Origin of the sequence: Pseudomonas sp. CFBP 8772 (assembly GCF_014841665.1) — a bacterium.
In the GTDB taxonomy this organism is placed as follows: Bacteria; Pseudomonadota; Gammaproteobacteria; order Pseudomonadales; family Pseudomonadaceae; genus Aquipseudomonas; species Aquipseudomonas graminis_B.
Genome location: NZ_JACYUI010000006.1, coordinates 249006 through 266193 on the forward strand (window position 1 = coordinate 249006; position 17188 = coordinate 266193).

The 17188-nt window shown below is 55.5% G+C and carries 7 protein-coding genes; 5 read left to right on the plus strand and 2 right to left on the minus strand.

What is annotated here, in order from left to right; translation table 11 throughout:
- Positions 1-119: 119 nt before the first annotated feature.
- Both IFT99_RS14860 and IFT99_RS14865 read right to left on the minus strand, forming a co-directional pair.
- Positions 120-2384 (minus strand): autotransporter outer membrane beta-barrel domain-containing protein, encoded by a 2265-nt coding sequence (locus IFT99_RS14860; protein WP_192133182.1) that lies wholly within the window; start codon positions 2382-2384, stop codon positions 120-122.
- Between the two features lie 198 nt (positions 2385-2582).
- Entirely contained in the window at positions 2583-5444 is a 2862-nt protein-coding gene (locus IFT99_RS14865) for an autotransporter outer membrane beta-barrel domain-containing protein (RefSeq protein WP_192133184.1), read from the minus strand.
- Positions 5445-5776: 332 nt separating this feature from the next.
- Between IFT99_RS14865 and IFT99_RS14870 the strand changes: the two genes are divergently transcribed.
- From IFT99_RS14870 to IFT99_RS14895, 5 genes are all read left to right on the plus strand, one after another.
- Entirely contained in the window at positions 5777-8596 is a 2820-nt protein-coding gene (locus tag IFT99_RS14870) for a hypothetical protein (RefSeq protein ID WP_192133186.1), read from the plus strand.
- Positions 8597-8679: 83 nt separating this feature from the next.
- Complete coding sequence (locus IFT99_RS14875) at positions 8680-10935, plus strand: hypothetical protein (RefSeq protein ID WP_192133188.1); 2256 nt, start codon at positions 8680-8682, stop codon at positions 10933-10935.
- Positions 10932-11801, plus strand: coding sequence for a hypothetical protein (locus IFT99_RS14880; RefSeq protein WP_192133190.1), 870 nt, complete (start codon positions 10932-10934; stop codon positions 11799-11801). Before IFT99_RS14875 ends, IFT99_RS14880 begins: the two co-directional genes overlap by 4 nt.
- A gap of 153 nt (positions 11802-11954) precedes the next feature.
- The gene (locus tag IFT99_RS14885; protein ID WP_192133192.1) at positions 11955-13970 is read left to right on the plus strand and encodes a hypothetical protein; all 2016 of its coding nucleotides are present in this window, start codon (positions 11955-11957) and stop codon (positions 13968-13970) included.
- Positions 13971-16484: 2514 nt separating this feature from the next.
- Entirely contained in the window at positions 16485-17183 is a 699-nt protein-coding gene (locus IFT99_RS14895; RefSeq protein WP_192133196.1) for a transposase, read from the plus strand.
- Positions 17184-17188: the final 5 nt, after the last annotated feature.

Genomic DNA, 17188 nt, shown 5'->3' on the forward strand with positions numbered 1-17188 from the left:
CCTCTGCCAATGGGTCATATCAAAGGAAGGCCCCCCTAACGTCACGGATGCCAAGCGAACACTCAGAAATAAGGGGCCTTTGAAGACCCCTTCCATGACAGCAAATGGTTGCGTCTTCGTTACCAGCTATAGCGAACGCCTACGCTTACGCCCCAAGGTTGTTCGATGTTGCGGCCCTTCATAAAGTCGACATCCGCATGTAACTGCAGCACGTCGGTCATTTGCGCGGCAACGCCGGCCCCCAACTCGACGCGAGAGCCAGAGAGGTCGTTTGTGAAGCGGTTTTCGTTGATGCTCACGCGATTGCGCGACACAAACTCGTGAGCAGCGGCCACCTTCATATAGGGCTGAACAAATGCCCCATCGTCCAGCGTGAATGTGCGGCCCACTTGCGTACCGGCTTTGCCCAGCAACGAATCGGCCCGGTTGCTGCTGGCGCGCATGCCGTTGTCGAGATCGTAACTTTCTCCACCGACCAACAGTCCGGAAACTTGAGCGAACGGCTCGACGAACCAGTCATCTGCGAGCTTGATGTGCTTGCCGACCTCTACCGAGGCACCGACGCCTGCAGTGTTGTAATTACCCTTTGCTTTCTCGCCATCGCTCATGCGCACTTCGGAATGGTTTTGGAAACGGTTGGCCTTGATAAGCGCATCGACATAGAACCCATCATCGGCAAGCCAGGTGCTATAGGCGCCGAGGTAATAGCTGTCAACCGTACCGGATGTGCCTTGCTGAAGGTCCAGGTCGGACTTGCTGTAACCGCCCATCAGGCCCACAAGCCATTGGCCCTCGTTGCTTGGTAAAGGCGCGTCAGCACCGAACGCTACCCCCTGCTGGACTTGCTTATAGGCCACGCCGCCACCCGCAGACATGTTGAATTTATTGCCGTAGCTGCGAATCCAGCCGCCGCCCTGATCGGTACCGTTGCGCAATTCTCCCATGCGAGTGCGCAGCGTCGCTGATTCGCCATACCAAATGGTTGGCGCGGCGCTGAACAGGCCGATCACGGCTTGTGAAGACTCGGAGAGCTCGTCGGTCTTCACCAGCGACCAGTCCGTGCCGCCTTCGGCCACGTTCTGCTCAAGCTGATAGGCGTAGGTGCCAAAGTCGACCTTGCCGCCGAGCAGAGAAAACTGTGCATCGCCTTCTGCCACATGCACGAGGGTCTGGGTATCATTGGCCTGAACCGGATCGACACCGGTGTTTTGTACCAAAAGCTGGTAACTACCGACGGCAGTTCCTGTCACCTCCAGGAAATCACTCTCGCCAGCCGCCAGATCGGTGCCCATGGCAAATGTGCCATTGCCTTCCAGTTGGCCCAGTGTCAAGCGGCTGAATTCGGGTGTCGTCCCTCGCAGATCAACGGTCCCACCGTTCAGCAAGAGCGAGTTGACTGAGGAGTGGCCCTGCATGATCCACGCAGAAGAGTGATCGATAGCGAGGCTCGTAGCGTTAGTCACCTTGCCTGTGAGACTGGCATTGCTATCCAGCGACAGCTTGGCGGTAGACCCCTCTTGCACCAGAACATCACCTTCCAGTTGACTGGCGCTGACGTTGAATGTGGCGATAGCAGCGTTTTCTACCTCGAGGATCACCCCGTTGCCACCTTTGAGGGTGGAGCCGTTGGCGACATCGATCCTGGTTTCGACAGCCGGAGCGTTGCCGGCACTGACCAGGATGGCGCTGCCATTCTCACCCACGACCGCAGAACCATCGGCCACAACCAGGCTTGCGGCAGAAGACTGAGCCCCTGTTCGACCTGATACAATGACCACGCCGTTGTTTTCCCCTACGACGGTGCTGCCCGACATCGTGGCGCGACTGCCGCCCAGCACCATACCGACACCACCGGAAATAGGCCCCACTGTGTCGACGCCGGCATTGCCTTTGACGGTTGTGTTCACCAGTGAAACTTCAGCGCCGTCGAATGCGTTAATCCCGCGACCGGCACCGGAAATGATGCTGTTAGTGACAACCGCGCTTGAGCCGCCCGTGTCCGTGTCATAGCGATACAGATGCAGCCCGAAGCTGGCTTCCGACGTTGAGGACGTGATGTTCTGCGCGGTAATGGTTGCGTTGTTGATGACGGCACGGCTTGTCTCGAGTAACACGCCGGCGCTGCCCCGGCTTGTCGCTGTGCCACCGTCGATATCAACGGTGGAATTCCAGCGGGCATCAATGTTTGCTGTTTCACCTCCCGGGGTGACGACGAGTCGCGCATTATTCAGCCGCCAGTCTTCCGGTGTATCGGCGTAACTGACTGTGGCCTCACTGCCTGGGCGAAGATAGCTGGCCCATCCCCCTTCGCACGTGAGCGCAGTCCCCAGGAAAACGGCGATGGGCCAGGGTGCAGCTCGCATGAATACTCTTTCGGATTTCATTAAACAGTTCCTCTCCCTCATGCACAACGATGTGCGGCTTTAAAGAGAGGCCATTTGATAGGAGAACTTCTTAAATTACGGCAAGAAAGGTCCTACGGTGATGTAGGACATTTCCTAAACAAACTTATCTTGGTACACAAATTGTGGAAGAATCGAGAAGTTTCCTGCGCCGGAGACGCAACCACGCGAAAAGGCGCATTACCAGGAATAGCGCAACCCGACATTCATACCCCAGGGTTGCTCGATGTTTTCGCCACTGCTGTAGTCCACATCGGCATGGAGCTGCAACACATTATTGAGTTGAAGCGCCACGCCCGCGCCTAACTCACCGCGGCTGCCGGACAGATCATCGCTAAACGTCGTCCGATTGACTTTGACTTCGTTGTTGCGCGCAAACTCATGGGCCGCGGCGACTTTCAAATAAGGCTGAACGAATCCTCCCCCGGTCAACGGAATATTTTTGCCCAAGTGGGTGCCCGCTTTGGCAACTAAGGAATCGGCCTTGTTGCTGCGGGCCTCCAATCCGTTATCAAGTGCGTAATCCTCTCCCTGTACCCACAGAGCCGAGACCTGTGCGAAGGGTTCGACAAACCAGTCTTCGGCAAACTTGATGTGTTTACCCACTTCGACAGAACCGCCGATGCCGTAGTTTTGATAATTACCCCTCGATTTTTCACCGTCACTCATGCGCACATCCGCCTTGTTCTGGAAGCGGTTGGCCTTGATCAGCGCGTCAACGTAGTAACCACTTGTCGACAGCCAGGTGCTGTACAAACCCAGATAATAACTCTGGACCCGACCATCGCTGCCTCGCTGCAAGTCGAGAGCGGATTCGCTGTAACCGCCCATTACACCCACCAGCCACTGCCCGTCTACTTCAGAGACCGGGGTGTCTACGCCGAATGAAATGCCAGACTGGGTCTGTGTGTAATTGACCTGGTCCGTTGCCGAGACCCTATATCGGTTTCCATAGGTTCGCGCCCAGACGCCGCCCTGATCGCGCCCGTTGCGCAGTTCCCCCATGCGGCTGCGCAACGTAGCGGTCTCGCCGTACCAGACAGTAGGGGCGGCACTGAACACTCCGATGACCGCGCGCGCCGACGGCGAGATGATCGGCTCGCCAGGACCGACTGGCGGTACACCTCCGTCCCCTTCGCCTGGGCCCACCGGCGGTTCACCTCCGTCGCCTTCGCCTGGACCCACCGGCGGTTCACCTCCGTCGCCTTCGCCTGGACCCACCGGCGGTTCACCTCCGCCCCCTTCGCCTGGGCCCACCGGCGGTTCACCTCCGTCCCCTTCGCCTGGGCCCACCGGCGGTTCACCTCCGTCCCCTTCGCCTGGGCCCACCGGCGGTTCGCCTCCACCGGTGGTTGCCTGGGCAAGAAACCACTCGTTGCCTCTTTTTTCGAGCCGGTACACGAATGTCCCCACGTCCACTTGGCCGCCCAGGACAGAAAAGGCCGCGCTACCGCCTCCCGAGTGCACAACCTTCTGCGCGAAATCCTCCTGGATGGGCTCGACGCCCGTATTCTGCACACGCAGCACAAACGCCCCATCGGCATTCCCCACCACGTTGACCAGGTCACTGAGATGTCCGGCCAGATCCGTGCCCATCGTAAACGCGCCATTCCCCGCGAGGCTGCTGGCGTTGAGTGTGCGGAAACCCTGACCGCCCGCTCGCATGTTTACCGTCCCGCCAGCCATTGTCAGTTCGCCCACTGAGGAGTCACTGACCATGTTGAACGTGGAGGCCCCGTCGACGGCCATCCGTTGCCCCTGAACCACTGTCCCGGTCAGTTGTGAACCGTTATTGAGCGCGATGGAAACCGGGGTGACAGCGTCCTGCACCACGTCGCCGGTCATAGTGCTCCCATCGAGACTCAGGCTGCCCAGGTTGCTCACTGTGCCGACAAGGTTTGCACCATTGGTCATGGACACCCTCGCAACTGATCCACTGCTCTCGGTTACGTTACCGGTCACGGTGCTCGCACTCAGATCAAGACTTGCAATGTCGGACATGGATCCTGTGAATGTCGAGTTGTTTGCCATGACGACCGCAGTCGGCGAACCGGGCAAGGCAATGACGTTGCCGGTCATGGTGGCGGCATTTATGTTCAGACTGTTGATATGGGTCATGTCGCCGGTGAAAGCAGCGTTGTTACGTAATGTGACGTCGGCGAGCGAGCCCTGGATGACATTGACATCACCGACGAGTCGGCTGTCATCGGCCACAAAGTTCACGTTCGATGCCCGGGAAGCCGTAGCCGCCTGCCCAACCTCGAGAATCACGCCATTGCCGCTATTGAGCGTGGAACCGTTCTGCACGGTGACCGTGGCGTTGGTCACCGTGCCGACGACTGTCCCGATCAGAATTGCGCTGCCGGAGGTGCCTGTGAGAGTGGCGCCATCCAGGCTGAGCGACGGGGTGATTCGGCCGCCGTTGTCGGCCGTCAGAACCGCGCCCCGGTTACTGCCGGTAGCCGCCCCCCCTTGCAGGGATAACGATCCGCCAATAACCGTCAGCCCCACTCCATCGGCGATGACGCCCCCGGGCCCGCTGCCGCTGCTCGTCACTTGGGTATTGATCAGCGTTGCCGTGCTGTCGCCCACGACATTGACGCCTCGTCCAATGCCGCTGATCGAGCTGTTAGTGACACTGGCAGTCGACCCGCCTCCTGCACCGGAAATCTGACGGTTGACAGACAGGCCAACAGCATTGACCGATGAAATGGTTGAATCGTTGATCAGGCCGTTGCTGACGATCAGGCTGACGCCGGAAGAGTTAGGTTGGGTGGCAGGATCAATAGCCGAAACCGAGCCACCGTCGAGATTCACTGTTGATCCTGCCTGAGCGCTGATCCCCTGAGTTGCCCCACCCGGATTGACGAGCAGAGTCGCGTTATCAAGTCGCCAGAATGTCACAGGCGACCCGGCATTGACGATACCCGTTGTGCCCGGAGCTAAAATTGCCGCGCCTGCGCAATGACTGACGGCCATTCCAAACACCATGAGAACGGGAAATTCCCAACCTTCAGCTCCGAATCCTTTACGACGTGTCATAACTAACCTCCCTGTTTCCTTGAGTCGCCCCTGATTGATTAGCGATTGCCGAGCGTGCTCATGGCGCTTATCAAAGGGTAAACCAAGTGTATGCAGCACTCATTATTTAGCACGCGTATTAACGCCCGTTTTAATAACCATTCGAAATAATGGTTATTTCAGTTCGCTCTAACCGCCCAACGGCGCCGACAACACATTGATATGCCAAGTACTTTCGTTGACATTTATTTATCGCCCGCCCACGGCACTGTCATTTATGACAGCAGACAGACTCTTGAAAACCCACCATCTTGTTATCGGCATTTACGCCATATCTTCACAGGGAGTTGGACATGGGAAACAATATCTTTCCGTCATCAACAAGAGCTCGAGCAGGACGCGCGCTTTTGCAACTGACTGTTTTTAATAGAGACCCGGTTACTCATACGATTCCGCTTGAGTTTCTGGACGCAGACCTTGAGGTGGGAATTCCCGACAGCGACGACATCTTCGTCGGCGATTTTCTGGAACTCTATGTGAGAGGCACCCCGCTCGGAACACGCCGTACCGTCACCGCTGCCGACAAGCAAGCCGCCCAGGGCAACCCCGCTTTCTACTACTCAATGACTATTGATAAGGCTTCTTTTCCGTCCGAGGGTGAAAGTGTAACGTTCAACGTGGATTACTACGTAGGCTCTGGCAGCGTAAAGGACTTATCCAATTTGCCTGTGGAGGTGATTCTGGATCGAGAACCTCCAGGTGGAACGCCGCTTCCCTACTTGAGCTTCACACCTGAGCAACTCGACGGCATCGCACAGAGCGACTTGACGGACGACTACCTCGAAGTCCGGGCGCCACTCTGGTATGGCAAGCGTATCGGGGATGTTCTTACGCCATGGCTGGGCACTTCTGAAACGGAAGGAGTGCTGGTCACCGAGAGTGCGGTGGAAGTCACAAGTATCAGCGAAACTACCTTTGCGCGCTTCCCCAAGTCTCTACTGCTCATCAACGGTGATATTCCTCAATATTTCGCGTATCAACTGCGGGACGGGTTGGGGAACCAGTCCGAGGTGGCACGCAGCCGCGAAATTCCTGTGTCATTGACACGCTGGCGTTACAAATCAAAAAAACGTTTTGAGAAAAGCGGTCGCGCATCGGTCGATAACGGCGTGGGCAAGCTTGTTGCCACCCTACTCCCCCCACTCCAAGTGCCAGACACGGTCTTTCCGGACGGCACTCTTCCTCTTGCGATACTGGGTGCGGATCTTCCAGTTCGCATCCCGAACAAAGTTCCCGAGTTTCCGGCGGGCGCCGTCATTCAGTTGTATCGGGTGGCCGAAGACGGAACAGCGACGGAACTAGGACCTCAACGCCCTATTACCCAGCCCGAGTCAGATGATGGCAGCTTCGTGTTCGATTTGGCGATTCCTAAAGCGGATTTTCCTGCAACGGGCACCACGCCATGGGCACTCGATTACAGCGTTTTTGACCCGCTTTCCAGCGGACAAGCTCTGTCAGGAAATCTTGTAACAGTAATCTTCGATCGCGAAGCCCCGGGCGGAGCTTCCCCCCTCGATATGCCTTTGCTGGAATTCACCCAGGAGCAACTGTCAGGCATTACCCTGGCGGATGTCGTCGGTGATGGCATTCCCGCCACCCTGCCCGCCTGGTATCTGAGCGCCGGCCTGGATGTTGCGCAACTGTGGCTAAGCGATACCGCAGCAGAGGACGACGCTAAATATCTTCCCGGCACTTTTACGCTGACCGATACAAGCGCAGGCAAAGCCTTGGATGTCGAGTTTTTGGTCACAGACATCGAGCCGCTGGGCAACAAGGTCCTATACTTTGCTTATCGACTCACGGACAAGGCCGGCAATATCAGTCCACGTGCAAACCCCGTCCCTATTGAAGTACTCCTGACCGAAGCGCCAACTGATCTTGAGCCTCCGGTGGTTCCGGACTACGTCGCTCACGGCGTCGTGACTCAGCAAGACGCGGCTGAACTGGTGGAAGTCGAAATACCGAATTATACGAACGCTGCGGAAGGCGACAGGATCTACGTCGTATGGGGCAATACGAAAATGCCGCCCGTGACGTTGGTGGCGGCCGACTTAAACCCTGCCCCAACCGTACCTTTGAAAGTGATCAAGTTGCCTTATGCGGATGTTCTAGCCGAAGGCAGCGGCAACGGCAAAGTAGTTACATACGAAATATGGCGCGGGAGCGTGCTTGCAAACACTTCTCCCCCAACTTCCGTTAACGTAAATCTCGACAGCCCAGGCCCAGGCCCCGATCCAGACCCGGAAACGCCTTGGCATGAAAACCTCGTGCCGCTGGTCGTCGTCGGTGACAGCGGCGCTGGCGGTGATAACGTGATTCCGCCTGGCGACTTCAACAAGGATGCTGTAGCCACTGTTCCCCATATCGGCAAAGACGGGATGGTTATCTGGAAACCCGGGGATCGGGTGCAAGTCAGTTGGAACGGCATACTCATTGGAACGCCATTTCCCATTACCCAGGCAAATGAAAAACAAGATGCGGAAATCACTATACCCGCAACGACAGTGGGAGCCTCGACCGGACTGAAAGATGTGTTCTACATCGTAAGCCGTGATTTGCCCCCCAGTAGTCAGGTAGCGACTGCAGTATCCGAACCGACACCGGTCGATGTGCAATCGCCAGGCTTACTGCCAGGGGACGGTTCGTTAGCCAAGGCGGTATTCCCCGAAGAGGATACCGCTCAGAATGTGATCAACACGAAGAACGGGCTGGACGGAACGCCCATCCAGATTATGCTGAAGGATGTGAGCAACATTGCCAAGGATGACCTCATCAACTTGAGGTTCGTGGGTCGGAAAGGTCTATTTGACCCCACGGCTGAGGAAATCTCCGGGACCGAACTTGTTGTCATCGACCACAGGATCACCGACCAGGAAATACTACTGGGTCATTACGAACTTGCTGTTCCTTATAATCCCTATCTGCAAAAAATCTGCCGTGCTGGCTGCACGGTGAATTACTCCATTACCAATAAAGTTGGCACACCTGTTGAGGCGGATCAGAAGTATATCCGGATCGCACTGGGTCCAGTAGGAAACCTTTTTGTTTGTCCGATCAACCCTACAATACCGGCAGATTCGCGTTCGGGAACCGTAGTTATTCCTCGCGCGTAGTCACCCTTCTACAACAGGGCGCAGTAGGGCCCTGTTGTAGAGGTCTGGCTTCTAACACCGTTCGCTCTGAAAGGAATTACCTTATGGCAGTTTTACCAGACGGCACTGTCTCAACCCGCTCAAGTGGAACGTTAGCGCTCAATCCATTGATCATCCCCGTCATGGATTACGGGTCGGCGAGGCCTGGCCTAGGCTGGGATGACTTGAACGACCCCAGTAAGCCCGTGTTCTTGCAGGCTCGGTTAAATATCCAGGCTTACCAACCGGGAGACTTCGTCACGCTCTATTGGAACGACGAAACTGTACAGACCTTCTCCTTGGAGGAATCGCACTTTCAGAACAGCTTCATGGCGTTCAACCTCTATCCGGTCTCCATTGTCGAGCCCAGTGGTGAAGTTTATTACACCATTTTTGACCAACTCAGCGACTCAACTGCACAGTCAGACAAACGAACGGTGCGCGTAAAGTTGTCAGTGCCCGGCGGACCTGATACCGACGCTTCAACACCCTACCTCAATGACCGACTGACCGTGGCGAGTATTACACCTGCAGGCGACATAACTGACGAGAATATCCCCGTCAGTGTCACTGTTGCGCCATGGCTGTACATGGCCGAAGGCGACGAACTCACGGTCATCTGGAACGGCGTTCGGCTTACACAGGCTCCATTGGTCGGCGCGCAGGTAGATCAGCCTCAGACCGTTGTTATCCCCAGAGAAACGCTCATTGGTGCGGGCGACGGCAGCCCCGTGACGGTGAGTTATGAGATCAGGGACATCGTCAACAATTACTCGCTCGTGTCCAGGCCAGCTTTTACCAACGTCATCGTTGATCCCAACGCTCCTCCAGCACCGGCCGTCAAGGTAGCCGGGACGCGGGTGAGCATCATCGATCTCGATCAGTTGGGCAGCGGCAATGTCCAGGTCGAAATCCCCCATGACAACGGAATTCCCGCTGCCGGGGACTCGGTAACGCTGAACTGGAAGGGCAGAGCTGCAGACGGTATGCCATTCGAAAAGGTCCTTGGGCCAGCAACATACCCCGGAGGCGGACTCAATCTGGAGTTCACCGTGGCCAACGCTGATGTTGTGGCCATTGCCGGTGGCGGGGCTGTTGTCAGCTATCTGGTACAAGGCAAAGGTTCGAAACGTACCACCATCACTGTGGTCGGTGTGCCCGCGCAACTGACAGCACCACTGATCCCTGGCGTTGTCGGTGACATAGACATTGGCGTGATCTCGGATCCGGTACTGGTTCGGATACCTGCCTATGCCGGTAAAGCAGAGAATGACGTGATTTTTCTCTCCTGGGAGGGGCTGACGGAGGCCGGTAACGCGCTGGTGTTCTCGGACACCTATACCGTAGGGAATGGGGAAGCCTCGATTGGGAAAGACATGGAGGTTAACAAAAACCTACTCACGCCCCTGGCCAGTGGCTCGTTGAGCATAAGCTATCGCGTTAACAAACCGGGTGGGGCAACGTTGAAGTCAGAGGTCACGGCTTACACCGTCAGCGGAAGCATATTGCTTACCATCCCGACGGTGCTGAACGCCCCTGGCGACATTTTCGATCCGGCGGCCAATCCCAATGGCACTTCGGTACATGTGGATGGCGTCGCTGCTGCCCTCAAGCGCCTGGACGAAGTGACGATTTACTGGACCGGCCCCGTTCAGGAGGGCAGTGCGTCGCAGACGTTTACGATCGCCAGCGATAATCAGTCCCTCGATTGGCCGGTGTTGGCAGCGCAGATTGATCCAAGCCGCGGCAGCACCGTTAATGTGTTTTATGAAGTAAAGCGAACGGCTGGGGGCAGCGGCAAATCAGTCACCCGAACGCTTGCGATCCTTGATCCGCTCCCGAACGAGATCACGGATGATTTCACGTCACGCACGGGCGCGATGATCCGGGCCGGAGGAACGCTCAGCACCGATTACATCACACTGTTTTTTGAGTCGGGCAACGGCCAGGCAGGATTCCCGATACGCGATGACGTACCCCCCGACGGGGCGGCGGCGTTGCAACTGCCTGTACTTCACATTTGCTATCAACATCCGGCCAACCAACCAGGAACCCAAGTCGTCCTGATGGATTTGCGACGCGACTGCTCGAAAATTGAATTCGACATTTATGGCTGCAACGGCAAAACCCGTATCGACTTGCTGGATGCCAGTAAAAATATCGTCGAGACTAAAACCCTGCCAGCAACGACAAATCATCACTTCATTTCCACCACCGCCCTGCCCATTCACTTCATCCGCGTTACCGGAGAGACCGACTGGACGCTGTGGGACAACATCAAGATGACAACGCGCAATCTTGCAAGGAGCAAAAGAAAATGAAGACCACTTCCCTCACCACCGACCAAAAAGACAAATTGACGGCGGCAATCAAACAGGCGCTTGACGGCAATTTATCCATTAACGCAGCACTCTACCCTCGTCCTAAAGTCGAGCCTGCAGACGCATTCAACGTGCTTGATCCCAACAAGAACAACGCTGTCGATAACACCTATATTGTCATTGATAATATTCCCGCCACCTATCTGGTCAGTTTTTACTGGAACGATGATTACTCGATCGAACCGGTCGCTTCCGTGGGAACGCAAATCAGGGTCAAGGTCCCCTCTGCCCTTGTCATTGCAGCGGGTGAAACCCTCCCTCAACCCATCCTCGTCATTTACTCGGTGCTCAATCCAAATGAGCCAGACGGCGTCGCGTCTGAGCCCCTTCAACTCACCGTGCGCAAGTACGTGCGTCCGGCCTATCCAAAGCCGGTCATTACCGAGGCGCAGGGGACTGAGCTTGATGTGACGGCGTTGACGGCTAACGCCCACATGACACTCGCGGCCTGGACTGGTCAGGCAGTGGGGCAAAAACTCTGGCTGAGCGTGGTCTCGACGCCGCAGATCACGCTGCAGAACTGGAATCCGCTGAACGTCACGACGTTGGGCGCCCAGAGCAGGGGCATCTCCAAGGACCTCCTCAAAACGCTGAACGACGGCTCGACCTTTACGCTGAAGCTGGAGGCGTCTTTTGATGGCGGTGCAACGCGTTTTCCGTTTTCGGAACAGGCGTACACCATTAGAAGCGTCCCGGTTGTTCATACGATTGAAATCACCAAGGTGACGGACTCAAAAGGGCTGGAAATTGTTGACGGAGGAACTACGCAAGACACCACCGTACTCCTGACAGGCACAGTTTCTTGAGAGTTCCAGGCTGAAAAACCCTACGACTGGTTTAAGTAACGATCATTAGATACCGCCGGGTTTGAGTAACAAGTACGTCAATACCCGGCTGTCTGGCTCACAGCCTATTCACACATCGACTCCGTGAACCAGATTAGCAAGGAGCAAAAGAAAATGAAGACCACTTCCCTGACCGCCGAGCAAAAAGACAAATTGACGGCGGCAATCAAACAGGCGCTTGACGGCACTTTATCCATTAACGCAACACCCTACCCTCGTCCTAAAGTCGAGCCTGCAGACGCATTCAACGTGCTTGATCCCAACAAGAACAACGCCGTCGATAACACCTATATTGTCATTGATAATATTCCCGCCACTTATCTGGTCAGTTTTTACTGGAACGATGATTACTCGATCGAACCGGTCGCTTCCGAGGGAACGCAAATCAGGGTCAAGGTCCCCTCTGCCCTTGTCATTGCAGCGGGTGAAACCCTCCCTCAACCCATCCTCGTCATTTACTCGGTGCTCAATCCAAATGAGCCAGACGGCGTCGCGTCTGAGCCCCTTCAACTCACCGTGCGCAAGTACGTGCGTCCGGCCTATCCAAAGCCGGTCATTACCGAGGCGCAGGGGACCGAGCTTGATGTGACAGCGTTGACGGCCAACGCTCACATGACACTCGCGGCCTGGACTGGTCAGGCAGTGGGGCAAAAACTCTGGCTGAGCGTGGTCTCGACGCCGCAGATCACGCTGCAGAACTGGAATCCGCTGAACGTCACGACGTTGGGCGCCCAGAGCAGGGGCATCTCCAAGGACCTCCTCAAAACGCTGAACGACGGCTCGACCTTTACGCTGAAGCTGGAGGCGTCTTTTGATGGCGGTGCAACGCGTTTTCCGTTTTCGGAACAGGCGTACACCATTAGAAGCGCACCGGCGGTAATTCCGGCGCCGGTCATCGTGGAAGCGCTGGCAGGGACATTGAATCCGATCACCGTGGTGGGCGGCGCCACGTTTCGTGCGAGTTACCCTGGCATGCGAGCCACCGATACTATCGTGCCGGTCTGGAGCGATATCTCCGATACCATTCCGTCGAAGCCTGGTGAACCCGGTGGCTCTCCGCCGGAGACGGTTGAGTCCCCTGTTCCGGCTGTCCTGATTGGTAAAGCAATCGGTAAAACCATCGACGTCCGCTATCAGGTTCATCGTGGGGGGCAGGAGCATTGGTCGGATGTTTTGAAACTGACCATTGAGGCGATTCCGCCAACCTCACTGCCAACGCCCGTTATCAGCCAGGCGTCGGGTAGCTCACTGGATGTCGGGGCGCTGCAAGGCGATGCCGATCTCACGGTGAAGCCATGGCCGTTTATCGCGGTAGGGCAAAAAATGTCGATGCACCTTGAGGGGTCCAACAATCTGGATCTACCTGCCTGGCAAAAGTATGAAATTACCAGCACGGGAACTCAAAGCACCAAGATTCCCCTTAGCTATCTAGAAGGGTTAGCGGACGCCTCAACATTGAGGCTGGTGCTAAAAGTGTCTTTTGATGGAGGATCCATGCGCCAGGAGTTTCCGGTGCAGAGTTATACGGTGATTGCTAAACCTGTACCTGAACCTTTGACGATTGATCAAACGACGATGAGCCTTAATGGGTTATATGTAGCCGCCATCCGGGCATGGCCACTAACAGGGACGGATGCGATAGGTAATACAGAGGTGCGGAAGGCTACAGGAGGGACGCCGCCTTACAGCTACTCATCGAGCAACCCGCGTTTTGTTTCAGTTAATAATCAGGGTAAAGCCAAAGGTAGAGGCTGGGGAAGCAGTACGATAACAGTTACAGACGCCCAGAATAATAAGGCCTCATATACCGCGACCGCATCGAACATGTATGCACACATGGTAGCTTTTGACTACTTATTTACATATGCTGAGGCAGTTAAATATACCCAAGACAACAACTGCTTACCTATCAAACAGGTGCACGTGAACGTGCTTGCACGACTCTATGGAACTCCATTCCCGTCAGATGGATACGCATACGGTGACTGCTGGTGCAGCACCACCGAAGGGTGCGGTTCAAATGGTCTTATCTGGCAGTTTCCCTCAGCAAACTTTGCATGTCACGCCCCGAGTGAGAAACACTATTGGAGGGGGATCAAGAGATTGGAATCGCTCGACGACGCGTCCTGATATCTAAAAGCAAAAATGATGGGTAAATGGGTCTTGGATAAAGGGGTCTGGATAAAGGGGTCTGATTTATTTAAAACAAGGACCTGATTTATTTACGGTGAGGCGCTGCAAGTACTACCAGCCCCCTGCCCGCATCGCACTAATGATACCCACCTTGCAAGGAGCAAAAGAAAATGAAGAACGCCATCCTGACCGCCGAGCAAAAAGACAAATTGACAGCGGCAATTAAACAGGCGCTTGACGGCACTTTATCCATTAACGCAGCACTCTACCCTCGTCCTAAGGTCGAGCCTGCAGACGCATTCAACGTGCTTGATCCCAACAAGAACAACGCTGTCGATAACACCTATATTGTCATTGATAATATTCCCGCCACCTATCTGGTCAGTTTTTACTGGAACGATGATTACTCGATCGTNCTTGTCATTGCAGCGGGTGAAACCGTCCCTCAACCCATCATCGTCATTTACTCGGTGCTCAATCCAAATGAGCCGAACGGCGTCGCGTCCGAGCCCCTTCCACTCACCGTGCGCAAGTATGTGCGTCCGGCCTATCCAAAGCCGGTCATTACCGAGGCGCAGGGGACTGAGCTTGATGTGACGGCGTTGACCGCCAACGCCCACATGACACTCGCGGCCTGGCCTGGTCAGGCAGTGGGGCAAAAACTCTGGCTGAGCGTGGTCTCGACACCGCAGATCACGCTGCAGAACTGGAATCCGCTGAACGTCACGACGTTGGGCGCCCAGAGCAGGGGCATCTCCAAGGACCTCCTCAAAACGCTGACCGACGGCTCGACCTTTACGCTGAAGCTGGAGGCGTCTTTTGATGGCGGTGCAACACGATTTCCGTTTTCGGAACAGGCGTACACCATTAGGAGCGCACCGGCGGTAATTCCGGCGCCGGTCATCGTGGAAGCGCTGGCGGGGACATTGAATCCGATCACCGTCGTGGGCGGCGCCACGTTTCGTGCGAGTTACCCTGGCATGCGAGCCACCGATACTATCGTGCCGGTCTGGAACGATATCTCCGATACCATTCCGTCGAAGCCTGGTGAACCCGGTGGCTCTCCGCCGGAGACGGTTGAGTCCCCTGTTCCGGCTGTCCTGATTGGTAAAGCAATCGGTAAAACCATCGACGTCCGCTATCAGGTTCATCGTGGGGGGCAGGAGCATCGGTCGGATGTTTTGAAACTGACCATTGAGGCGATTCCGCCGACCTCACTGCCAACGCCCGTTATCAGCCAGGCGTCGGGTAGCTCACTGGATGTTGGGGCGCTGCAAGGCGATGCCGATCTCACGGTGCAGCCATGGCCGTTTATCGCGGTAGGGCAAAAAATGTCGATGCACCTTGAGGGGTCCAACAATCTGGATCTACCTGCCTGGCAAGAGTATGAAATTACCAGCACGGGAACTCAAAGCACCAAGGTTCCCCTTAGCTATCTAGAAGGGTTAGCGGACGCCTCAACATTGAGGCTGGTGCTCGAAGTGTCTCTTGATGGAGGGCCGACGCGACAAGTGTTTCCGGCAAGGAGTTACACGGTCACGGCCAAGCCCGCCGAAGTGCCCCCTGTTATCACTTCACTCACGGACGCAGCAGGCAGACACATCGCTAACGGCACCGAAACTAACTCAACGTATGGAAATCTTGGAGGGACGGGGTCGCCAGACACTCAAGTTCAGCTATTTTACAACGGAGCTTTCTATCAGGATATGGCAGTCGATGCAGGTGGGACATGGAGGGGGCGCTGGGAGCTATCCCAGAGCAGATCCTACACATTTGTTGCACGAAATTCGAATGGGTCACTGACATCGAATAGTTGGTCATTCACTATCATCGATCCATGGTCAGATCACAGAATTGACTTCTCTCAATCAGGCTCGCTTGGAGTATGGATACCCGGAGCTGCATATACACAATGCAGACTAGTTGCGGGACAAGGACTAAGAAATGATACAACTAGCGCATCCGGTCACGCTGGCGTGATCATCTATGCTAACTTTGAATTTAAACAAGGCAAAACGTACGAGTTCGGTTTCACCGCAAAAAACAATGACACTAGCACCTGGATACAGCCCGAGCTTTCGGTAAATATCGGCAACTTGGAGCTTAACCGTGAAAAGCTGCAAACTGCTAACTGGAAAACCATTAGCGCCACATTCACTGCGCAAAGCAGTCAACATCAACAGCTTTCCATCAAAAGTTGGTGGGATAAAGGAGGAGGAATCGGCAATACCCCTGAAGGCGGAAATGATTACACGATCCATGACATCTACGTAATCGAAATTTAGAGATAAAGGGGTCTGATTTATTTAAACCAGGGACAGATTAATTTACGGTGAAGCGTGTAAATAAATCAGTCCCCTTGCATCTCTAAATAAATCCGTCCCCTTGCCTCAAGTCAGCGCTTTTGGTTCACTTGCGCTACAAACGTTGCAATCAATTTGCCCCCTTTGACGCAGGTCGCCCTGAACCATCGCGGCTACGCTGATCCTTCCCAAGGACGGAGGATCAGTCATGCCCCGCATTACTCGTATCGTGTTGCCCGGTCACCCTCATCATATTGTTCAGCGCGGCCATAACCGGCAAACGGTGTTTGCCCATGAGGACGATTTCGCGCGTTATCTGGATGATCTTCAGGAACTCAAAGATGTGTTTGACGTGAAGGTGTTTGCGTTCTGCCTGATGACCAATCATGTGCACTTATTGCTAGCCCCGTCATGCACCGAAGGATTGGGGAAGTTGATGAAGGCGCTTGCTGCGCGCATGACGCGGTATCGCAATAAGCTGGAGGGGCGGTCTGGAACGCTATGGGAGAGTCGTTACAAGTCTAGCGTTGTGCAGTCCGATGGATATTTGCTGGCGTGCAGTCGGTATATCGAACTCAATCCTGTGCGGGCCGGAATGGTTGAGCGCGTGGAGGAGTATCGATGGTCAAGCTTTGGGTTGCGGTTCACCACGAATGTGCAGCACGACTGGCTGGATGTTCATTCCTGTTACGAGGCGTTGGGGCTGACACAGCTTGGTCGGCAACAGGCGTATCGGGCGTTTTTTGAGGCGCCAGCGGCTGACGGCGAGTTGAGACTGATTCGGAATGCACTGCAGAGGGGGCAATTGACCGGGGGACGGCAGTTTGCTGATGAGGTTGAACAGGTGTTGGGGCGACGGGTTGAATACCGGGGCCGGGGTCGGCCTCAGGGTGTATTGGGTACTTGATCAGG

What these genes read in the sequence shown, in the direction of transcription:
- IFT99_RS14860 (WP_192133182.1), bottom strand. Translation starts at nt 2,384, where the DNA reads ATGAAATCCGAAAGAGTATTCATGCGAGCTGCACCCTGGCCCATCGCC.
- IFT99_RS14865 (WP_192133184.1), bottom strand. Translation starts at nt 5,444, where the DNA reads ATGACACGTCGTAAAGGATTCGGAGCTGAAGGTTGGGAATTTCCCGTT.
- IFT99_RS14870 (WP_192133186.1), top strand. Translation starts at nt 5,777, where the DNA reads ATGGGAAACAATATCTTTCCGTCATCAACAAGAGCTCGAGCAGGACGC.
- IFT99_RS14875 (WP_192133188.1), top strand. Translation starts at nt 8,680, where the DNA reads ATGGCAGTTTTACCAGACGGCACTGTCTCAACCCGCTCAAGTGGAACG.
- IFT99_RS14880 (WP_192133190.1), top strand. Translation starts at nt 10,932, where the DNA reads ATGAAGACCACTTCCCTCACCACCGACCAAAAAGACAAATTGACGGCG.
- IFT99_RS14885 (WP_192133192.1), top strand. Translation starts at nt 11,955, where the DNA reads ATGAAGACCACTTCCCTGACCGCCGAGCAAAAAGACAAATTGACGGCG.
- IFT99_RS14895 (WP_192133196.1), top strand. Translation starts at nt 16,485, where the DNA reads ATGCCCCGCATTACTCGTATCGTGTTGCCCGGTCACCCTCATCATATT.